At 67.8% G+C, this 19328-nt stretch carries 23 protein-coding genes and 1 tRNA gene; 11 read left to right on the forward strand and 13 right to left on the reverse strand.

Annotated features, from left to right (window positions below; genetic code table 11):
• The first annotated feature begins 36 nt into the window (after nucleotides 1–36).
• From R2707_15210 to R2707_15225, 4 genes are read left to right on the forward strand one after another with little or no spacing between them, the layout of a single operon-like run.
• The gene (locus R2707_15210) at nucleotides 37–1311 is read left to right on the forward strand and encodes a branched-chain amino acid ABC transporter permease (protein ID MEZ5246449.1); all 1275 of its coding nucleotides are present in this window, start codon (nucleotides 37–39) and stop codon (nucleotides 1309–1311) included.
• Nucleotides 1311–2312, forward strand: coding sequence for a branched-chain amino acid ABC transporter permease (locus R2707_15215; GenBank protein MEZ5246450.1), 1002 nt, complete (start codon nucleotides 1311–1313; stop codon nucleotides 2310–2312). Before R2707_15210 ends, R2707_15215 begins: the two co-directional genes overlap by 1 nt.
• A complete protein-coding gene (locus tag R2707_15220) occupies nucleotides 2302–3123 on the forward strand; it encodes an ABC transporter ATP-binding protein (protein ID MEZ5246451.1) in 822 nt (273 codons plus the stop codon). The genes R2707_15215 and R2707_15220 overlap by 11 nt, the downstream gene beginning before the upstream one ends.
• The gene (locus R2707_15225) at nucleotides 3123–3845 is read left to right on the forward strand and encodes an ABC transporter ATP-binding protein (GenBank protein ID MEZ5246452.1); all 723 of its coding nucleotides are present in this window, start codon (nucleotides 3123–3125) and stop codon (nucleotides 3843–3845) included. The genes R2707_15220 and R2707_15225 overlap by 1 nt, the downstream gene beginning before the upstream one ends.
• A gap of 111 nt (nucleotides 3846–3956) precedes the next feature.
• Here R2707_15225 and R2707_15230 read toward each other — a convergent pair whose 3' ends face one another.
• Together R2707_15230 and R2707_15235 are read right to left on the reverse strand one after the other, a co-directional pair.
• Nucleotides 3957–5282 carry an ABC transporter substrate-binding protein gene (locus tag R2707_15230; protein ID MEZ5246453.1) on the reverse strand — a complete coding sequence of 442 codons (1326 nt, stop codon included), beginning with the start codon at nucleotides 5280–5282 and terminating at the stop codon, nucleotides 3957–3959.
• A 150-nt stretch (nucleotides 5283–5432) separates the two neighbouring features.
• On the reverse strand, nucleotides 5433–6110 hold the full coding sequence (locus R2707_15235; protein MEZ5246454.1) for a chlorite dismutase family protein: 678 nt from the start codon (nucleotides 6108–6110) through the stop codon (nucleotides 5433–5435).
• Between the two features lie 65 nt (nucleotides 6111–6175).
• On the opposite strand from R2707_15235, the gene R2707_15240 reads away from it, so the two are divergent.
• From R2707_15240 to R2707_15250, 3 genes are all read left to right on the forward strand, one after another.
• The gene (locus R2707_15240) at nucleotides 6176–6889 is read left to right on the forward strand and encodes a hypothetical protein (protein MEZ5246455.1); all 714 of its coding nucleotides are present in this window, start codon (nucleotides 6176–6178) and stop codon (nucleotides 6887–6889) included.
• Between the two features lie 70 nt (nucleotides 6890–6959).
• Complete coding sequence (locus tag R2707_15245) at nucleotides 6960–7943, forward strand: ABC transporter substrate-binding protein (GenBank protein MEZ5246456.1); 984 nt, start codon at nucleotides 6960–6962, stop codon at nucleotides 7941–7943.
• A 123-nt stretch (nucleotides 7944–8066) separates the two neighbouring features.
• Nucleotides 8067–8879: an amino acid ABC transporter permease gene (locus R2707_15250; protein ID MEZ5246457.1), complete on the forward strand. Its 813-nt coding sequence runs from the start codon at nucleotides 8067–8069 to the stop codon at nucleotides 8877–8879.
• A 1-nt stretch (nucleotide 8880) separates the two neighbouring features.
• On the opposite strand, the gene R2707_15255 is transcribed toward R2707_15250, so the two are convergent.
• The 4 genes from R2707_15255 to R2707_15270 form a co-directional block, all read right to left on the reverse strand.
• Entirely contained in the window at nucleotides 8881–9675 is a 795-nt protein-coding gene (locus R2707_15255) for a formate dehydrogenase accessory sulfurtransferase FdhD (protein MEZ5246458.1), read from the reverse strand.
• Between the two features lie 10 nt (nucleotides 9676–9685).
• Nucleotides 9686–10177 (reverse strand): FABP family protein, encoded by a 492-nt coding sequence (locus tag R2707_15260; GenBank protein ID MEZ5246459.1) that lies wholly within the window; start codon nucleotides 10175–10177, stop codon nucleotides 9686–9688.
• Between the two features lie 121 nt (nucleotides 10178–10298).
• Nucleotides 10299–11918: a chaperonin GroEL gene (gene groL / locus R2707_15265; GenBank protein MEZ5246460.1), complete on the reverse strand. Its 1620-nt coding sequence runs from the start codon at nucleotides 11916–11918 to the stop codon at nucleotides 10299–10301.
• A 105-nt stretch (nucleotides 11919–12023) separates the two neighbouring features.
• Nucleotides 12024–12299, reverse strand: coding sequence for a ubiquitin-like small modifier protein 1 (locus tag R2707_15270; protein MEZ5246461.1), 276 nt, complete (start codon nucleotides 12297–12299; stop codon nucleotides 12024–12026).
• A gap of 206 nt (nucleotides 12300–12505) precedes the next feature.
• On the opposite strand from R2707_15270, the gene R2707_15275 reads away from it, so the two are divergent.
• Both R2707_15275 and R2707_15280 read left to right on the forward strand, forming a co-directional pair.
• Nucleotides 12506–12709, forward strand: a complete 204-nt coding sequence (locus R2707_15275) for a hypothetical protein (protein ID MEZ5246462.1) — start codon at nucleotides 12506–12508, stop codon at nucleotides 12707–12709.
• Between the two features lie 15 nt (nucleotides 12710–12724).
• Nucleotides 12725–12934, forward strand: a complete 210-nt coding sequence (locus R2707_15280) for a hypothetical protein (GenBank protein ID MEZ5246463.1) — start codon at nucleotides 12725–12727, stop codon at nucleotides 12932–12934.
• Here R2707_15280 and R2707_15285 read toward each other — a convergent pair.
• Nucleotides 12926–13912, reverse strand: coding sequence for a glycerate kinase (locus tag R2707_15285; GenBank protein ID MEZ5246464.1), 987 nt, complete (start codon nucleotides 13910–13912; stop codon nucleotides 12926–12928). The two genes, R2707_15280 and R2707_15285, sit on opposite strands and share 9 nt — an antisense overlap.
• A gap of 58 nt (nucleotides 13913–13970) precedes the next feature.
• Here R2707_15285 and R2707_15290 point away from each other — a divergent pair, with 58 nt between their 5' ends.
• Nucleotides 13971–15359, forward strand: a complete 1389-nt coding sequence (locus R2707_15290; protein MEZ5246465.1) for a trehalose-6-phosphate synthase — start codon at nucleotides 13971–13973, stop codon at nucleotides 15357–15359.
• Here R2707_15290 and otsB read toward each other — a convergent pair.
• The 3 genes from otsB to R2707_15305 are packed head-to-tail and all read right to left on the reverse strand — an operon-like array spanning nucleotide 15356 to nucleotide 17042.
• The gene (gene otsB / locus R2707_15295) at nucleotides 15356–16129 is read right to left on the reverse strand and encodes a trehalose-phosphatase (GenBank protein MEZ5246466.1); all 774 of its coding nucleotides are present in this window, start codon (nucleotides 16127–16129) and stop codon (nucleotides 15356–15358) included. The genes R2707_15290 and otsB overlap by 4 nt on opposite strands.
• Nucleotides 16126–16782, reverse strand: a complete 657-nt coding sequence (locus R2707_15300) for a LytR C-terminal domain-containing protein (GenBank protein ID MEZ5246467.1) — start codon at nucleotides 16780–16782, stop codon at nucleotides 16126–16128. The genes otsB and R2707_15300 overlap by 4 nt, the downstream gene beginning before the upstream one ends.
• Entirely contained in the window at nucleotides 16782–17042 is a 261-nt protein-coding gene (locus R2707_15305; protein MEZ5246468.1) for a DUF3263 domain-containing protein, read from the reverse strand. Before R2707_15305 ends, R2707_15300 begins: the two co-directional genes overlap by 1 nt.
• A 63-nt stretch (nucleotides 17043–17105) precedes the next feature.
• On the opposite strand from R2707_15305, the gene R2707_15310 reads away from it, so the two are divergent.
• Nucleotides 17106–17181 (forward strand) — tRNA-Thr (locus tag R2707_15310).
• Between the two features lie 21 nt (nucleotides 17182–17202).
• On the opposite strand, the gene rlmB is transcribed toward R2707_15310, so the two are convergent.
• The 3 genes from rlmB to R2707_15325 are packed head-to-tail and all read right to left on the reverse strand — an operon-like array spanning nucleotide 17203 to nucleotide 19285.
• Nucleotides 17203–18141 (reverse strand): 23S rRNA (guanosine(2251)-2'-O)-methyltransferase RlmB, encoded by a 939-nt coding sequence (gene rlmB / locus R2707_15315; GenBank protein ID MEZ5246469.1) that lies wholly within the window; start codon nucleotides 18139–18141, stop codon nucleotides 17203–17205.
• Nucleotides 18138–18623 (reverse strand): 2-C-methyl-D-erythritol 2,4-cyclodiphosphate synthase, encoded by a 486-nt coding sequence (ispF, locus tag R2707_15320; protein ID MEZ5246470.1) that lies wholly within the window; start codon nucleotides 18621–18623, stop codon nucleotides 18138–18140. Before ispF ends, rlmB begins: the two co-directional genes overlap by 4 nt.
• Complete coding sequence (locus R2707_15325; protein ID MEZ5246471.1) at nucleotides 18620–19285, reverse strand: IspD/TarI family cytidylyltransferase; 666 nt, start codon at nucleotides 19283–19285, stop codon at nucleotides 18620–18622. The genes ispF and R2707_15325 overlap by 4 nt, the downstream gene beginning before the upstream one ends.
• Nucleotides 19286–19328: the final 43 nt, after the last annotated feature.

Below are 19328 nucleotides of genomic sequence, written 5' to 3' on the forward strand. Positions count from 1 at the left end.
GAACCGACGGGCGGCGGGCGCTATCATCCGCGCCGCATGTCGCGCACTCTGGTTGCTCTCTCGCTGCTCGTCGGGGTACTTCTCGCCTCCCCTGGTCTCGCGGCCGCGCAGGACGAACCTGCCGTCCCGACGCTCAGCGGCGTGCTCGTCGACGACGACCAACCCGTCGAGGGCGCGACGATCGAGGTCCGTGAGATCGACGGCGAGTTCCGCGTCACCGTGGTCACGGCCCCGGACGGGAGCTGGCGGGTCGAACTGCCCGAACGGGGCGCCGTCTACGAGGTCGAACTCGACCTCTCGACCTTGCCGAACGACGTCGCGTTGAGTCCCGACGGCAACGCGGTCGCCACCCCGAGGATCTCCCAACCGGGACAACAGCGAATCGTCAGCTTCCTGCTGGGCCCGGGCCTCGCCGGCGGCTCCTCGACCGGGGAGCAGTTGGCACAGTCGCTGGTCAACGGCATGAAGTTCGGCCTGATCATCGCGATGAGTTCGATCGGACTGTCGCTGATCTTCGGCACGACGGGGCTCATCAACTTCGCCCACGGCGAGCTCGTCACCTTCGGTGCAGCCCTGGCCTGGTGGCTCAACACGCAGACGATCGAGGCGACGTTGATCCTCGCAACCGTCATCGCCGTGATCGGGGGCGCCGCGCTCGGCGGAGTCGTCGAACTCGGGTTGATGCGTCCGTTGAGGAAGCGCTCGCTCGGCGCGTTCCAGTTCGTCGTCGTGACCATCGGCTGCTCACTCGTCGGCCGCCAGCTCATCCAGATCTGGATCGGCGAAGGCAACGAGAGCTATCGCGAGTACCAGATCCAGAAGCCGTGGGAGATCGGCCCGCTCGACCTGACCCCGCGCGACGCATCGATCATGGGTGTCAGTCTCTTCGCACTGATCGGCGTGGCGACCGTCCTCCAGCTGACCCGGATGGGCAAGGCGATGAGGGCCGTGTCCGACAACGCCGATCTCGCCGCGTCGTCGGGCATCGCGGTCGATCGCGTGATCCTCAGCGTGTGGATCGCCGGCAGCGGCCTCGCGGCGCTCGGCGGCGTGCTCTTCGGCTTGTCCGAAGTGGTCGAGTTCGACATGGGCTTCCGCTTCCTACTCCTGATCTTCGCCGCAGTGGTGCTCGGCGGGCTCGGGACGGCCTACGGCGCCATGGCCGGGGGCGTCATGATCGGGCTCATCACCGAGGTGAGTACGGTGTGGGTCCGACCCGACCTCAAGTTCGTGTGGGCTCTGCTGGCACTGATCATCGTGCTGCTGCTGCGTCCCCAGGGCATTCTCGGCAGCAAGGAGCGGGTGGGCTGATGGACGTCTTCACGATCCTGCTCGACGGCTTGCGTGCTGCAGTGGGCCCCAACGCCGCCATCTTCGCCTTCCTTGCCATGGGGCTCAACATCCACTACGGCTACACCGGCCTCAACAACTTCGGCCAGGTGGGTTTCATGATGGTCGGCGCCTACGGCACCTCCATCGCCGTGGTCACGTGGGGCTGGAGCCTGTGGCTCGGCATCCCCGTCGGACTGCTCGCCGCGGCCGGGTTCGCGCTCCTCCTCGGCATACCGACCCTGCGGCTCCGATCCGACTACTTCGCCATCACGACGATCGCCGCGGCCGAGATCATCCGGTTCCTCATCCGCTCCCCGGCCTCCACCGACTTCACCGGCGGCCCGTTCGGCCTCCAGGGCGTGGCGGGTGCCTTCCGCGACCTTAACCCGTATCCGGAGACGTGGGAGATCCGCTGGCGCAACTTCAACTTCTCGAACCCCGACCTGTGGCTGCTGACCGTCGCCTGGGTGTCGGTGGTCGTCATCACCATCGTGGTCGCCCGTATGACGAGCAGCCCGTGGGGCCGCGTGTTGCGCTCGATCCGAGAGGATGAGGACGCCGCTCGCAGCCTCGGGAAGAACGTGGTGAGCTACAAGATGCAGGCGCTCATCATCGGAGGGATGATCGGCGCGTTCGGCGGTGTCATCGACGTGCTCCAGACCGGCGGGGCCGTGCCCGAAGGATTCCGGGCCGAGACCACCTTCTTTGCCTACGCAGCCCTGATCCTCGGTGGCGCTGCCAGCCGACTCGGCCCGGTTGTCGGCTCGATGCTCTTCTGGTTCATGCGGATCGGGATCGAGAGCCTCGTGCGCGACGTCTCCGAACGCTCCTGGCCGCCCGACTTCCTCAGCGACTTCCTCGCTGGTCGCGAGGGTTTGATCTCCATCACCTGCATGGGTCTGATGCTGGTGGCGCTCATGGTGTATCGACCGCAAGGATTGCTCGGCAACCGCGAGGAGGTGGTGCTCGATGCCCGCTGACCAGCTCGCCGCAGTCGCCCCCGAACCCGGAGTCGCCAAGCCCGACCCGCTGCTCGTCATCGACGGCGTGACCCGGCGCTTCGGTGGCCTCACCGCCGTCGATGTCGCCCACCTCGAGATCCCCCGCAATGCGATCACCGCGCTGATCGGGCCCAACGGAGCCGGCAAGACCACCTTCTTCAACCTGCTCACCGGATTCGATTCCGCCGACGAAGGCTCCTGGTCCTTCGACGGGATTCCGCTGGCCGGGGTTGCGCCGTATCGCGTCGCCAAGCACGGCATGGTCCGCACGTTCCAGCTGACGAAGGCGCTCACCCGGCTGTCGGTTCTGGAGAACATGATGCTCGGCGCCGTCGACCACCCGGGTGAACGCGTCTCCCGAACGCTCATCCCACGCCTGTGGCGCCCCACCGAGGAACGTGTCCGTGAACGAGCCGAGGAGTTGCTCCAACGGTTCAACCTGACCCACATGCGCGACGAGTACGCGGGCACCCTCTCCGGAGGTCAGCGACGCCTCCTCGAGATGGCCCGAGCGATGATGACCGACCCGACCCTGCTCATGCTCGACGAACCGATGGCCGGCGTGAACCCTGCCCTGGTGCAGTCGCTGCTGAGTCACATCACCGATCTGCGCGATCACGGCACCACCGTCGTGTTCGTCGAACACGACATGGACGTGGTGATGGAGATCAGCGACTGGGTCGTCGTGCTCGCGCAGGGTTCGGTGATCGCCGAGGGCACCCCCGCCAGCATCGTCTCCAACGATCGCGTCATCGATGCCTACCTGGGCGACCCCACGGAGGAATCCTGATGGCTCTGATCGATGCGGTCGACCTGGTGGCCGGCTACGTCCCCGGCGTCAACATCCTCAATGGTGCGTCGCTCACCCTCGAAGAGGGCGAGATCGTCGGCATCATCGGCCCCAACGGCGCCGGCAAGTCGACGCTCCTCAAGGCGATGTTCGGGCTCGTCGACATTCGCGACGGCGACCTGACGATGCGGGGCCAGTCGATCCGGGGCAGGCGAGCCGACGAACTCGTGGGGCTCGGCATCGGCTACGTACCGCAGAGCGACAATGTGTTCCCTCGTCTGACCGTGCGCGAGAACCTCGAGATGGGTTGCTTCCAGCAACCGAAGCTCTTCGACTCCCGATTCGCCGCCGTGGTCGATCTCTTCCCTCTGCTGGCCGACCGGGCCGGCCAGCGAGCCGGGTCGCTCTCCGGTGGCGAGCGGCAGATGGTGGCGATGGGTCGAGCCCTGATGATGGACCCCTCGGTGATTCTTCTCGACGAGCCGTCGGCCGGTCTCTCCCCTGCGTTCCAGTCGCAGGTGTTCAAGCAGGTGACGGTGATCAACAAGGCCGGCGTGTCCGTGGTCATGGTCGAGCAGAACGCCCGGCGCTGCCTCGAGATCTGCAACCGGGCGTACGTGCTCGATCAGGGGCGCAACGCCCACACCGGCACCGGTCAGGAGCTCATGCACGACGAGAAGGTCATCGAGCTCTATCTCGGCTCGCTGGCCGTGCGCGACTGAGACGTCGACCGACGGCCACCTCCACCCCCACGCGAAGGGGCCCGGTGGCGAACCACCGGGCCCCCTAATCGTGTTCTGGGGGATTCGTTCAGCCGAAGCCGAACGGATCGATCAGAAGTTCAGGTCGATGTCCTGGGAATCGACGGGAACGAGCACGCCGTCCTGGAACTGCGCGATGGCGTAGCGACCGAAGGTCGGGTCGCCACCGGCGTCGAGGTTGATCGGACCAGCCACACCGTCGTAGTCGATGCCTTCGCCGGCTTCGATCGCAGCAACGCAATCGGCATAGGTCGTGCAGTTGGTGTCGCCACCATCGTCGTTGGTCACCTCGATCGCAGCGGCGATCAGGGCGTCACCGTCGGTGGTGCCTGCCTGGGCGTAGGCCAGCGCCAGGGTGATCACGCAGTCGTAGACCTGACCGCCGTAGATGAGGTTGCCGTCGGTGAGCTCGGTGAGACGCGAGTTGAACTCCTGGCCACCGGAGGCACCGATGAGGGTGAGCCCGTCGATGACGTTGGGGTTGGCCTCGTCGATCGCGGCGTTGAGCGTGTTGAAGAAGATGCCGTCGGCGCCGTACATGGCGTCGGCCGGAACACCGGCTTCGAGCGCAGCCTTGATGATCGGGAAGGTCTCATCGAAACCGATGATCACGACGGCGTCGGCGCCGGCGTCGGCAACCTGGCCGACGACCGCATCGGACGCCACGTTCTCGGGATCGTAGGTGACGATGGTGTTGGCGACGCCGAGACCGTCGAGCTCGCCGGCGACGAGGCCGGCAAGCGCGTTGCCGTAGTCGTCAGCGCGAGCCACGAGGGCCACGTTGGTCCGGCCGTCGGCGGAGACGACGTCGGCGATGATCGGCGACACGGCTTCGTCGGGCGGGACGGTGCGGAAGTAGTAGGCCGCGTTCTCCTGGCCGGTGAAGGCCGGCGACGTGTTGGAACCCGAGCACTGCGGGATCTTCGCGTCGAACAGGGTCTGGATGATGTCCTGCGACACGCCGGATGCCGCAGCACCGACGATCGCGTTGGCACCCTCGCCCAGCAGGCGGGCAACGGTTTCCTGAGCGACTGCGCCATCGGTGCCGGAGTCGCCGTTGATGACGGTGACGTTGGCCCCGGCCGCAGCGAGGTCGGCCGCGGCGAGCGCCGCAGCCTCGGTCTGGGGCGGGCCGAGGAAGGCGAGACCGCCGGTCTCGGGAAGAACGGTGCCGATGATCAGGCCTGCGCCGGTGTCGGTGCCGCTGTCAGTTCCGCTGTCGGTGCCACTGTCCGTGCCGCTGTCGGTGCCGCTGTCGGTGCCGCTGTCCGTGCCGCTGTCGGCACTGCTGTCGCCCGAGTCCGCGCTGTCGTCCTCGTCGTCACCGCAGGCTGCAGCGACGAGCGAGAACGAGAGCAGCACGGCAAGCAAAGTCAGGAGCTTGCGTGAAAGCTTCATTGTTGGATACCCCTCCATTGGGATCGTGCGCGGGAACGCGGCCCCGCGTGGCCGTTGTCGTTGATCGCAGAGTGTAGGGGCCGATGGCGGCGGACGCGGTGCAGCAACCACGACACCACCACGGGAAGTGGTCGCGCGACCACGATTGCTTCAGGCGGTGCGGGCCATGATCTCGTCGACCGGCCCGACCATCCCCGTGTAGAAGGGGCCGAACTCGGCGTAGACCGCCGACGCCGTGTCGTAGCGCATCGTGTAGACGGTGTCCTTCAGATCATCGAGCCGCACACCGAACAGGGTGACGCCCCACTCCCAGTCGTCGAGGCCCGTCGACGAGGTGATCAGCTGCACGATGCGACCGGCGAACTTTCGGCCGGAGGTTCCGTGCTCCATCATGAGCGCCTTGCGGTCGTCGTAGGGAAGCGTGTACCAGTTCTGGTCGACGTTGCGCCGCTTGGTCATCGGGTAGAAGCACCAGGCGTGCTTCCCCTCGGGCGGCAGCTCCGGATAGAGCCGCATGTTCGCCATTTCTTCCGGCAGGCCCTGGGCGTACTCGGACAACTCGGTGATCGACACGAAGCTGTCGATCACGAACAGCCCGGCTTTGACCAGACCGGTCTGGAGGTCGCGGAGGCGCCAACCATCGGCGTGGAGCGCCATGAAGCACAGCGACGCCTTGTGGCCGAGCACGGCGACGGTGACGACCTGGACCTCGTCGGCCTGCGCCGCCTTCACCGCGGCGATCACCGCGGCATCGTCGGTGTCGGGCGTGCGCTCACAGAAGAGATGGACGACAGCGACGCCCTGGGAAGTGGTGACCGGATCGAGCATGGTGTCGAGTCTAGGGAGCCCGTTCGCCGGAGCTAGCGTCGGCCCATGACGACGAGACGGACTTCGTGAAACGCATCCAGTGCTGGTCGGGGCCTCGCAACGTCTCGACCGCACTCATGTATTCATGGCGCCAGCGGGCCGACACGACGGTCGTCGACGAGCCGCTCTACGCCCACTATCTGAGCCGAGATGACCGCTCGCACCCTGGCGTCGCCGAGGTCCTGGCCAGCCAATCGACCGACCCCGACGAGGTGATCCGCGAGATCATCCTCGGCCCGTGCCCCACGCCGGTGCTCTACGTGAAGCAGATGGCCCACCATCTTCGGGGCGTCGACCGCTCGCATCTGCGCGAGACCGAGAACATCATCCTCACTCGCCATCCACGGGAGATGCTCGCTTCGCTGTCGATCCAACTCCCCGAGTGCGACCTGTCCGACACCGGGCTCCTCGAGTGCGTCGAGCTGCTCGACGCGGTGCTGGCCGAGGGTGGGCGACCGGTCGTCGTCGAGTCGCAGACCCTCCTGCGCGACCCCGAGCGCGTGCTCACGAAGGTCTGCCAACACGTCGGACTCGAGTTCGACCCGGCGATGCTGTCGTGGCCGGCCGGGCCCAAACCCGAGGATGGCGTGTGGGCACCGCACTGGTACGCCGGCGTCCATCGATCGACGTGCTTCGGTCCACCGTCCGCGACAGAGCGCTCCCTCCCGCCCCGCCAGCAGGCCGTTCTCGACACCGCACTGCCCCTCTACGAACGCCTCACGACGTACGCAGTGGCCTGATCGCCGGTAGCCTTTCGCTTCAACTTCGAGGCGGGGAACAGTCCCGTCCGCTCCTGGAGGAGATCACACTATGAAGAAGTCCACGAGCCGCCTCTGGCGGATTCTGGCCCTGCTGTTCGCGGTGGCACTGATCGCAGCTGCCTGCGGCGACGATGACGACGACACCAGCGCCGGGGACGATCCGGCCCCGGTCGACGACAGCTCCACCGATGACGACATGGCCGACGACAGCTCCACCGACGACGACATGGCCGACGACAGCTCCACCGACGACGACATGGCCGACGACAGCTCCACCGACGACGACATGGCCGACGACGACATGGCGGCCGAGTACGACCTCGGCGGCCGGACCGTCACGGTCGGCGTCGAGAACGCCTACCTTCCGTTCAACTATGTGCCCATCGGTGGAACCGAGGGCGAGGGCTGGGACTACGACGCCTGGAACGAGATCTGCCGCCTTCTCAACTGCGAGGCCGAGTTCGTGGTGGCCGGCTGGCCCGACGTCATCGATCAGGTTGCCCAGGGCGACATCGACACGGCGGCCGACGGCATCTCGATCACCGACGAACGCAAGGAGATCGTCGCCTTCTCGCAGGCCTACATGACCGTCGACCAGAAGTTCATCGTCGCGATCGGCGACGACCGCTACAGCAGCGCCGACGACGTCATCAACAGCGACGCACTCATCGGCACCCAGGTCGGCACGACCAACTACGAGCTCGCCACCGACCTCGTGGGCGAGGACCGCATCAGCGCGTTCGATCAGTTCGGTCTCGCCGTCCAGGCGCTCATCAACGGCGATGTCGATGCCGTGATCATCGACGATGCCGCCGGCCAGGGCTACGTCGGTGAGAACGCCGATGCCGTCGAGCTCATCGACGACGCACTCCAGGCCGATCCGCTCGGGTTCATCTTCCCGCAGGACAGCGACCTCATCGACGCCGTCGACTACGCCATCGACCAGATGCGCGACAGCGGCTTCCTCGACGAGCTGGGCCAGAAGTTCTTCACCGACGCCTTCTCGATCACCTACGACGACATCGAAGGCTGAATCGAGCAGACGCTCACATGAACTGACAGAGTGCGTCGGGCGGAAGCGTCCGGCGCACTCTGCGTTTTGAGGCCGCCCGTTCTCGGGCGGTGCGTTCTCGGGACCGAGCGACCTGGAGGGAACATGACGGGAATCAGCGGACGAGCCGCATCCATACCGACGACGAACACCGAAGAGGTCAAGGGTCGGGAGTTCCAGTGGTGGCTCCTCGTCATGTTGTTGATCATCGGGTGGATGGCGATCCAGGTCCTGACGACCGACCGCTACGGCGAGGCATGGGAGAACATCGTCCCCGGACTTCGCACCACGCTCTACCTGACGGTCGTCTCCTTCGCCATCGCCGTGCCGCTGGGGTTGGCCATCGGGATGGCTCGATTGTCGAGGAACCGGATCGTCAACACGATCGCGCAGGTCTACATCGAGTTCGTCCGCGGCATGCCGATGCTGGTGTGGCTGTTCGTCGTGGCGTTCGTGCTCACCCGCGACCTCGCGGACCTGATCAACGTCCGGACCCGCGACATCGACATGCTCTACCGAGGCGCTGCGGCCCTCAGCCTCTTCTACGCCGCCTTCATCGCCGAGGTCTTCCGCGCCGGCATCCAGTCGGTGGGCGCCGGCCAGGTGGAAGCGGCGCGGGCCGTCGGACTCGGCCGCTTGCAGGTCCAGCGACACGTCGTGCTTCCCCAGGCCCTCCGAAACGCCCTCCCCGCCCTCGGCAACGACTTCATCGCGTTGATGAAGGACACTTCGCTCGTCTCGGTGCTCGCGATCGGCGATATCACCTACGAGGCCCGGATCTACCTCGGCTCGAGCTTCCGGATCCGCGAGTCGTACTTCATCCTGGCGATCATGTACGTGACCATGACGCTGATCCTCAGCCTGGGTCTGCAGTGGTGGGAACGCAGGCTCGACATCCCCGGCCCCTCGGCGGACTGAATCAGTCGACGTAGACGGTCAACGCACCGTCGCGGGCGAACCCTGCCAGCTGGAGACCGGCCCGCTCTGCCGTCGCGACCGCCAGCGCGGTCGGGGCGCTCACCGCCACCAGGGCCCGGGCGCCCGCCGCCCACGCCTTGTGGACCAGCTCGAAGCTCGCCCTTCCACTGACGACCACTCCCCTCCCCGTGAGGGGCATCCGGTCATCGAGCACGGCACGACCGACCAGCTTGTCGACAGCATTGTGGCGGCCGACGTCTTCGCGAATCAGCGACAGCGACCCGTCGACTTCCACGATCCCCGCCGCGTGCACCGCGCCGGTTGCCTCGAACAACTCCTGGCCGGCGCGCAACCGATCAGGGGCCGCCGCGAGGACGCCCCACTCGAGTGCATCGCCGCTGACCGGCTCCAGCCGGGTCGCGAGATCGTCGATGTCGTCGGTACCGCAGAAGCCGCAGGACGACGTGGTGGTCCCCAGGCGGGGCGTCGGCGCGGGGGCCCTTCCGCCGGTGGACACCCCCACGACGTTGTGCGCCGTCGCCGATGCCGATCCATCGGTGCGGTACTCCACCTCGACCACCACATGACCACCGAGCAGCCCCTCGTTGTGGCAGAACCCCACGGCGAGCTCGAAGTCGTCGCCCGGCGTCCGCATCGTCGTGGCGACCCGGATGCCGTCGAGTTCGATCGCGAGCGGCTCCTCGGACGCCAGCATCGTCGCGTGGGGATCCGCGGGCGGTTGGGGGGCCGGCCATCGCCGAACCAGCCGGCGTTCACTGCCCGATCGCACGCTCACGATCGACAGGCTACGACGAACGGGTCAGCTCGGCTCGAAGATGATGCGTCAGCGGCTGACCCATCGCGGCCATCCACATCTCGGTGATCAGATGGTCGCCGGCGACCTCGATCCGGCGACGGACCTCGCTGATGGGCTTCGCCGTCCGCGTGCCCTCGACCCGCTCGGTCCGCAGGTCGACCACCACAGTGCCGCCCACCTCGGCGATCGAGCCGATATGGATCTCCACCACACCCGTCGGCTGGGTGAGCACGAGCTCCAGCGCCGCATGCGGTTGCGGCCGGAGATAGCCGACCTCGGTGTGGAGCGGCGCGTCGTTCAACGGATCGCGGGTCCGCTGCGTCATCGACAGGAACGGCTTGCCCACGTGGCCGAAGGTCAACTCCTCCAGATACGAGAAGTCGGGGATCGTCGGATAGTGCCCCTCACCGGGACCGCGCCATGTCCCCAACAACGGAGCGAGGGCCTCGCAGGCCGCGTGCAGTTCAGGACCGGTACGCATCGAAGATGCACGCTACCCACTTCCCCCGACCGCCATCGACCCCACCCCAAAACGTTCTGAAGGCGAGCCGACCCGACAATTGCGGGTCGACTCGCCTTCAGAAGCGATTGGGGGGACTTGCTCAGAAGTCCATGTCGGGCATGCCCATTCCGCCACCCTCTTCGGGGGCGTCGGCGACGACGGCCTCGGTGGTGAGGAACAGGGCTGCGATCGACGCGGCGTTCTGCAGGGCCGAACGGGTCACCTTGGCGGCATCGATGATGCCCGCCTCGACGAGATCGATGTACTCACCGGTCGCGGCGTTGAGGCCCATGTTGCCTTCGAGGTTGCGCACCCTGTCGACGACGACACCGCCCTCCATGCCGGCGTTGATCGCGATCTGGGTCAGCGGACCCTCGAGCGCCTTCGCCACGATCTTGGCGCCGACCTGCTCGTCGGGGTCCTTGATCTTGCCGAGTGCGGCGGTGACCGCGGCCTGCGCCCGGATCAGCGTCGTGCCGCCACCGGCGACCACGCCTTCCTCGATCGCGGCCTTCGTGGTCGACACGGCATCTTCGATGCGGTGCTTCTTCTCCTTGAGCTCCACCTCGGTGGCGGCGCCGACCTTCAGCACGGCAACGCCGCCCGACAGCTTGGCGAGACGCTCCTGGAGCTTCTCGCGGTCGTAGTCGGAGTCGGTGTTGTCGATCTCGGCCTTGATCTGGTTGATCCGACCCTGGACGTCGGCGTTGTCGCCGGCGCCCTCGATCACGGTCGTCTCGTCCTTGGTGACGACGACCTTGCGGGCCTCGCCGAGCATGTCGAGCGTGGCGGCGTCGAGCTTCAGGCCGACCTCTTCGCTGATGACCTGGCCACCGGTGAGGATCGCGATGTCCTGCAGCATGGCCTTGCGACGTTCACCGAAACCGGGGGCCTTGACCGACACGGAAACGAACGTGCCGCGGATCTTGTTGACCACGAGCGTCGCAAGGGCCTCGCCCTCGACATCCTCGGCCACGATCAGCAGCGGACGACTCGACTGCATGACCTTCTCGAGCACCGGTACGAGATCGCGCACGGCGCTGATCTTCGAACCGACGAGGAGGATGTAGGGATTCTCCAGCACGGCTTCCATGCGCTCGGCGTCGGTGACGCTGTAGGGCGAGATGTAGCCCTTGTCGAAGCGCATGCCCTCGACGAAGTCGAGGTCGAGCCCGAAGGTCTGGCCCTCTTCGACGGTGATGACGCCGTCCTTGCCGACCTTGTCGATCGCCTCGGCGATGGTCGCACCGATCTCGGGATCGGCCGACGAGATGGCAGCGACGTTGGAGATCTGTTCCTTGTTCTCCGAGACGTCCTGGGAGTTCTCGCGGATCGCTGCCACGGCGATCTCGACGGCCCGCTCGATGCCACGCTTCACCGACATCGGGTTGGCACCCGCAGCGACGTTCTTGAGGCCTTCACGGACCATCGACCATGCCAACACGGTGGCCGTCGTGGTGCCGTCGCCGGCGACGTCGTCGGTCTTCTTGGCGACTTCCTTGACCAGCTCGGCGCCGATCCGCTCGAAGGGATCCTCGAGGTCGATCTCCTTGGCGATCGACACACCGTCGTTCGTGATGGTGGGGGCGCCCCACTTCTTCTCGAGTACGACGTTGCGGCCCTTCGGGCCGAGCGTGACGCGCACGGCGTCGGCGAGCTTGTTCATGCCCGCCTCGAGGCCGCGGCGGGCCTCTTCATCGAACTGAATGGTCTTGGCCATCATTCCTCCGGAAAGCGTGTCGTTGGCACTCTCGTGCTGAGACTGCTAATTCAACCCGGAGGCGGGCGCTTTCGCAACCACGACCACTGAGGGCCGCGTCGATCGTCAGCCGCCGGCGACCGCGGGAACGATGCTCAGGGTCTCCCCGGCCGGAACCGGGGTACCGAGACCGTCGAGGAAGCGGACGTCGTCGTCACTGACGAACACGTTGACGAAGCGACGCAGCGCGCCGTCGTCGTCGAGGATCCGCTCCTTGAAGCCCGGATGGGCTCCTTCGAGACTGTCGAGCACTTCGGCGACCGTACCCCCGTCGACCGCGATCTCGGCTTCGCCGGCGGTCAGGGTGCGAAGGGTGGTGGGAACTCGGACGGTGACACTCATGGCTGTTGCTCCGGGACGGAAGGGGAAACCGGTAAATCCCGACCAACTTTATCGGGATATACGCCGCTTCCTCAACCGGAGAAACACGAATCGGCACTTCAGCCGGCCACCGGATCTCCCGATGCGATCAGTACGGCACCGAGCTGACGCCCCGGACGCCCCCACCCCGCCCTCCCCCAGCAACGATCCTCCTGAGGAGACCCGCAATGAGCCTTGATTCCCGCGCCAAGGCCCACGACCGCCTCGCCGAACTCGTCGGCGAACTGAGCGGCGTGGAACATGCCAACGCCCGAGTCGCCCTCGACGAGGCGTTCGCCCGCAACGGCGACACCGGTGACCAACTCCTCAACATCGCCGACGCCATCATCACCCTTCGCAGCGGCACCGCGGAGATCACCAGCGACGCGTGAATTACCCTGGCGGCCGTGGAGATCGACCGCGGGCAGAACTCACCGAAGCGACAAGGCATTTCCCTGCCTGCTCGACTCGCGATCGGCGCACTGGCGATCTTCGGCGTGATCACCATGGTCCAGTGGGTGATCGGCGCGCTGCTCGGCGTGATCAAGTTCGGGCTCGTCCTGGTCGTCATCGTGGCGGTGGGCGCATGGGTGGTCGGCGCCAAGGGGTCACGCTGAGTCGAGCAGGTCTCCGGCCGCCTCGGTCAGACACGCGAGCGTCTCCGTCATCGCCCGAGCCTCACCGAAGCGCGAACGCAGATCGATGACCGGGATGGGCGACACCACCCCGGTATCCGCCTGCCCCACGATCGCCACGGCAGGCACTCCGGCCGCGGCCGCCAGCGCCGCCACGCCACCGACGACCTTGCCGTCGAACGAGCTGGCGTCGAGCCGTCCTTCCCCGGTCACGACGAGATCCGCACGCTCGACGGCGTCGTAGAGATCGACCGCTTCGGCGATGAGGGTGAACCCGTCGGCCAGCGTCGCCCCCGCCGCGGCGAGACCCCCGCCGAGGCCGCCGGCGGCGCCGCTGCGATCGAGTGCACCGACGTCGACCCCGTGCTCGTCGAGGTACACCTGGGCCAGCCGCTCGAGTCGACGCCGAAGCAGCGCAACCTGGGCCGGGGTGGCCCCCTTCTGCGGCCCGAACACCTCGGCCGCGTCGACGAAGCGGGTACGCACATCACAGGCGACCTCCAGGCTCACCCCCCGATAGCGCGCCAATGGCGCCATCGCCCGCAGGGCGCCGAGGCCGCCATCGGTCGTGGCCGATCCACCGAGGCCGACGATGATCCGGCGCGCGCCGGCCTCGGCCGCCGCCGCGATCAGCTCGCCCGTCCCGGCCGTGGTGGCCTCCATCGGATCGTTGCTCTCGCACCCGCCGGCGAGCACCAGACCCGACGCGCGGGCCATCTCGATCACTGCCACCTGGCCTCGAAGTGCCCATTCCGCCTCGACGGGCTGCCCGAGCGGCCCGGTCACCGTGGTGACGCGATTCGGCCCGCCGAACGCGTCGAGGGTTCCCTCGCCACCGTCGGCCATCGGTTGCACGATGCACTCGCCACCCCGGACAGCGACCGCGATCGCGACCGCGTCACCCACCTCGCGCGCTGTCGCCGTTCCCCGGAACTTGTCGGCACAGACAACGACACGCATGACCCAATGGTGCCCCACAACCTCCGACGCCGACCCCTCGGGCCGGTACCGTTGACTCGTGGCCCCTCCTGTCGTCCTGGTTTCGAATCGCGGTCCGCTCTCGTTTCGCGAGGACGGCGGTGAGCTCGTCGCCACGCGAGGCGGAGGGGGTCTCGTGTCCGGATTGGCGCCGCTCGTCGCCGGCACCGACACCGTCTGGATCGCCGCGGCCCTGACCGATGCCGACCGCGCCGCGGCCGATCGGGGGGTGATCGAGGCCGATGGAATCCGCGCTCGCACACTCGCCATCGACCCCGACACGCTGGCTCGGGCCTATGACGGCGTCTGCAACTCGATGCTGTGGTTCCTCCATCACGGACTCCACGACCTGAGTCGTCGCCCGGTGATCGACGCCGGCTTCCGGGCCGCATGGGACGCCTATCGCACCTACAACCGGGCCTTCGCCGATGTCGTCGCCGACGAGGCCCCCGACGGCGCCGTGGTACTCGTACAGGACTACCACCTGGCGCTCCTGGGCCCGCTGCTGCGGACCCGGCGGCCCGACCTGCGCTCGGTCCACTTCTCCCACACCCCGTTCGCTCCTCCGCATCTTCTGCGCGTGCTCCCCCACGAGCTGGCCGTCGAACTGCTCGAGGGCATGGCCGGCCACGATGCCTGCGGCTTCCACTCGGTTCGCTGGGCCGACGACTTCCGCCGCTGCTGTGCGGAGATCGCCGGTCTCGACCCCACCACGTTCGTCTCCCCGCTGGCCCCCGACGCGTCCGACATCCGGGGCGTCGCCCGATCCGAGCGGTGCCAGGCCGAGGTGGAGCGGATCGATGCCGAACTCGGCGCTCGCCGCCTCATCGTCCGGGTCGACCGCATCGAGCTCTCGAAGAACCTGCTGCGTGGCTTCCGTGCCTACGACACGATGCTGCAGGACCGACCCGACCTGCGGGGCACCGTCGTCTTCCGGGCGCTGGGCTACCCCAGCCGTGAGGGGCTGCCCGAGTACCTGGTCTACCGAGCCGAGATCGAGTCGTTGGCCGACGTCGTCAACCGGCGATGGGCGACCGACGAGTGGCAGCCGATCGAGCTCGATCTCGTCGACGACTTCCCCCGCTCGGTGGCCCACCTGCGCCGCTACGACGTCTTGATGGTCAACCCCATCCGCGACGGTCTGAACCTCGTCGCCGAGGAGGGCCCGCTGGTCAATGAACGCGACGGCACCGTGATCCTCAGCCGCGAGGCAGGGGTCCACGACGTGCTCGACGGTGCCGTACGGTCGGTCAACCCGTTCGATGTCGGGGATCAGGCGGTGGCATTGGCCGAAGCCCTCGACATGGACCTCGCCACCCGTCGAGGCCTCGCCGACGAACTCCGCCGACGGGCCGAGGCGAGAGGCCCGGTCGACTGGCTGGCCGACCAGCTGGGTGCCGTCGGCGAACCGGCACCCGCATCCGACTAGGCGGAGGCCGACTCCGCGATCGACAGGAGACGGCGGAGCAGCGCTTCGGCGCCGGTGGGACCGTCGACGACGACGTCGGCACGCTGCCGCAGGGTCGGCGGCGCTTCGAGCGAGTCGACCGCCACCCGCAGCGTGGTGACCCCGCGTCGTGCGAGCTCGTCGAGTCCGTCGAACGCCGGAAGGTCGCCGAGATCGTCGCCGAAGTACGCCACCGGATCGAGATCCCCGGCCAGCTCGATCAGCGCGGTTCCCTTGTCGCGCGTGATCGGCGGATGGAGCTCGAACGATCGCTTGGCCGGCCGCTGCTCCATCCCGGTTCGTTCGGCCTGCTCGACGACCCACGCCAGCATGGGCGCAGCCAACGATTCGTCGTTGCGATAGTGCACCGTCAGGGAGAGTCCCTTGGCTTCCACCACGGCCGACCCGAATCGGGCGATCGCGTCCTCGATCAACTCCTGCACCGTCACTCGATACGACTCGGCTTCGGGCAACGTGTGGCGCACCCCCGCCCGTCGCCACTCGAGCCCGTAGAGCCCGACGATGTCGACCTCGATCGGCACCATCGCGTCGAGGTAGTCGACCGGACGACCCGAGATCACCGCGACGCGACCGAAGGCACCCCACAGGTCGACGAGCAGACGGTCGACGCCCTCGCGGATCACCGCGGCGTCGGGTTCCGGGGCGATGTCGGCGAGGACACCGTCGAAATCGAGGAAGAGTCCTGCCCGATCCGGTGCCCACCCGAACGAGTCGAGTGGGTCCTGTGTCACTTCAACGCGTTGTCGGTCCCGAGGACGACGATGATGTCGGCGGCGGCGGTCTCGGCCGCCACACCGTTCTCGAGCGTCGCGGGGTCGTCGGGAGCGATGTCGAGCACGGTCGACGGACCCGAGAGCGCCTCGGCCACGACCTTCGCCTCATCGGCGAACCCGGTCACGAAGTAGACCTTCGAGTCGGTGAGGGGTGTCCCGGCCGCATTGCCGGCCGTCCAGACGTAGCCCAGCGCGCCGAGTGTCTCGCCTCGCGCCCCGGCCAAGCCGGCTTCACCGGTGCCGTTGAGCACCGCGACCTTGATGGTCGACGGATCGTCGAGAACGGCAGGTGTCGTGTCGGTCGGATCGGTCGAGTCGGTCGGATCGGTGCTGTCGGTCGGATCGGTCGAGTCGGTCGGATCCGTGCTGTCGGTCGGATCGGTGCTGTCGGTCGGATCGGTGCTGTCGGTCGTGCCGTTGCCGTCGGTCGAGTCGGTCGTGCCGGGTCCACCGACCGCAGCGTCGGAATCCCCGCCGTCGAAGCCCCACGCGAGCAGTGCGAATCCGATGACGACCGCGATCGCGATCAGGATGCCGCCGCGTGCCGCGGCCGAACCGGCCGACTTCGCGAACGATCCGTCGGATGCGGCGTAACGCCCTGGTGAAGTCATCAGCTGTGCTCCTCGCTGGTCGCGCCCACATGGTCGGCCCGTGATCGACGGCGCCGATCACGCATGCGCCGCAGCCGACGGACCACGAGCGGATCGTGGGCCTCGGCTTCGGGTCGGTCGATGAGCTCGTTGAGCAGTTCGTAGTACCGCGTCGTCGACATCTCGAGCTGTTCGTTGATCGCGGCTTCCTTCGGACCGGGCTCGGTCCACCACGATCGCTCGAAATCGAGCATTGCGCGTTCGCCCTCGTTGAGCTCCATCCGCACAGCCTTGCAGATACTTGGGCATCGGTGGAGCCGGGCGCCCTCTAACCTGTCCTGCACGCCCGAGTAGCTCAGTTGGTAGAGCAGCTGTCTTGTAAACAGCAGGTCGCAGGTTCGATCCCTGTCTCGGGCTCCAGGCCACGGTCGCGGGCGTCGCTCACGGCGCCGGAGTGGCCCGTCGACGAGCCACCTCGAAGCAGGCGACCGCCGCTGCGGCCGACACGTTGAGCGAGTCGAGCACCCCGAGGAGAGGGATCGACGCGATGGTGTCGCAGCGCTCGCGCACGAGACGCGACAGTCCGGGTCCCTCGGCACCGAGGACGAGCGCCACCGGCTCGTCGGCCACGGGAAGATCGTGAATGGCCCGATCGCCGCCGGCATCGAGCCCGACCGTCCAGACCCCCGCGTCCTTCAACGTCTTCATCGCCGAGGGCAGGCCGGCGACCAGCGCCATCGGTAGGTGCTCCACCGCTCCGGCCGCCGCCTTGGCGACCGTGGGTGTGATGTGGGCGGCCCGGTGACGGGGCAAGACGATGCCCGTCACTCCGGCGCACTCGGCGGTGCGGAGGATCGCACCGAGGTTGCCCGGGTCGGTGATGCCGTCGAGGAGCAACAGGAACGGTTTGGTGCCGTCGAACCCCGGGGTCAGCAGATCGTCGAGCGGCGTCGGTCGCAGTGGTTGGGCGAGCGCCATGACGCCCTGGCTCCCCTCGCTCCGGGTCATCGACTCGAACTTGGCGCGGCTGATCTCGGTGATGGTGACCTTGGCTTCGTCGGCCAGGTCGATGATCTCGTCGAGGATGGGGGCCGGGTCGAGGTCGCCGGCGAGGACCACCTCGCGGGTGCGCCTCGTGCCGGCGAGCAGGAGTTCGCGAACGGCGTGCCGGCCCTCGATCTGGTCACCACCGAGCGAACCGTTCTTGCCCTGGGCGCCGTCGGCTTCACGCAGCGGGGTCGTGCCGCGCTGACCGTCGCGGCGGCCACCACCCTTCGGCCCGCTCCCTCCCCGCGGCGCGCGGGGTTGCCCCTTGCCCCGCCCGGTGGGCTTCGGGCCGCGTGGGCCACCCTTCGGGCCGCGTTTGGGTCCGCGACTCATCGCGCCACCAGCGCCACAGCCCACGCCACGATGCCCTCACCGCGACCCAAGGAGCCGACTCCTTCGCTTCGTCGGCCGGTCACGGTCACCGGCGCTCCTGCCGCTTCGGTCAAGTTCGACTCCATCTGTGCTTTCACGGGGGCGATCTTCGGTCGATCGAGGACGACCGAACAGTCGATGTTGCCCGGCCGCCATCCTGCCTCGCGCACCGCCGCCGCAGCTCGACGGAGCAGCTCGATGCTGTCGGCGCCCGAGAGGGCCGGGTCGGTGTCGGGAAACATCTGGCCGATGTCGCCGAGTCCGGCGGCACCCAACAGTGCGTCGATGCAGGCATGAGCGACGACATCGGCGTCGCTGTGGCCGGCCAACCCGCGTTCGTCGGGGAATGCCACGCCGCCGAGCACGAGAAGCCGGTCGGGGTCGTCGCTTCGGGCGTGGACGTCGAAGCTCTGCCCGACCCGGAAGGGGATCGGCTCGGTCATTCGTCGTCACCTCGCAACAGGACGGACGCGATGTCCATGTCGAGCGGCGTGGTGAGTTTGATGTTGCGCCGGTCGCCGTCCACGACCACCACTGTGCCACCGTGGTTCTCCACAACGGTCACGTCATCGGTCGCTTCTTGGCCCGACGCATGGGCCCGGCGCAGCGCGTCGGCCGAGAATCCCTGGGGCGTCTGCACCGCGATCACGTCGTCGCGATCGACGACACCGCCGACCCGGCGGCGCAACGTGTCGGTCACCGGCACCACCGGGGCGACCGCATCGGCCCCGCTGCGCACGGCCGCGATCACCCGCTCGTAGACGGCATCGCTCGCCAGCGGACGGGCCGCGTCGTGGACCAGGATCACCGCGGCGTCGGTGGGAACCGCTGTCAATCCCCGACGCACCGACCCCGCCCGCGTGTCGGCGCCCGAGACCGAGTGGAACTCGACGCCGGCGGGCCCGGTCACCGCGACGACATCCGGCACCGGCTCGGACGGCGTGACCAGGACGATCCCGTCACTGTGGCGAGCGGCCGTCGCGATGGACCGGTCGACGACGCGAACCCCGTCGAGATCGAGGAACTGCTTGGGCCCACCGAAGCGGGTGCCCGACCCGGCGGCGACCACGACCGTCCACACCGACCCCGTCGTTCGGCCACTCATCGGAACGACTTGGATGCACGGGGTGAGGTCACCTGTCTAGTGT

The organism is Acidimicrobiales bacterium (genome assembly GCA_041394245.1).
Lineage (GTDB): Bacteria > Actinomycetota > Acidimicrobiia > Acidimicrobiales > Aldehydirespiratoraceae > JAJRXC01.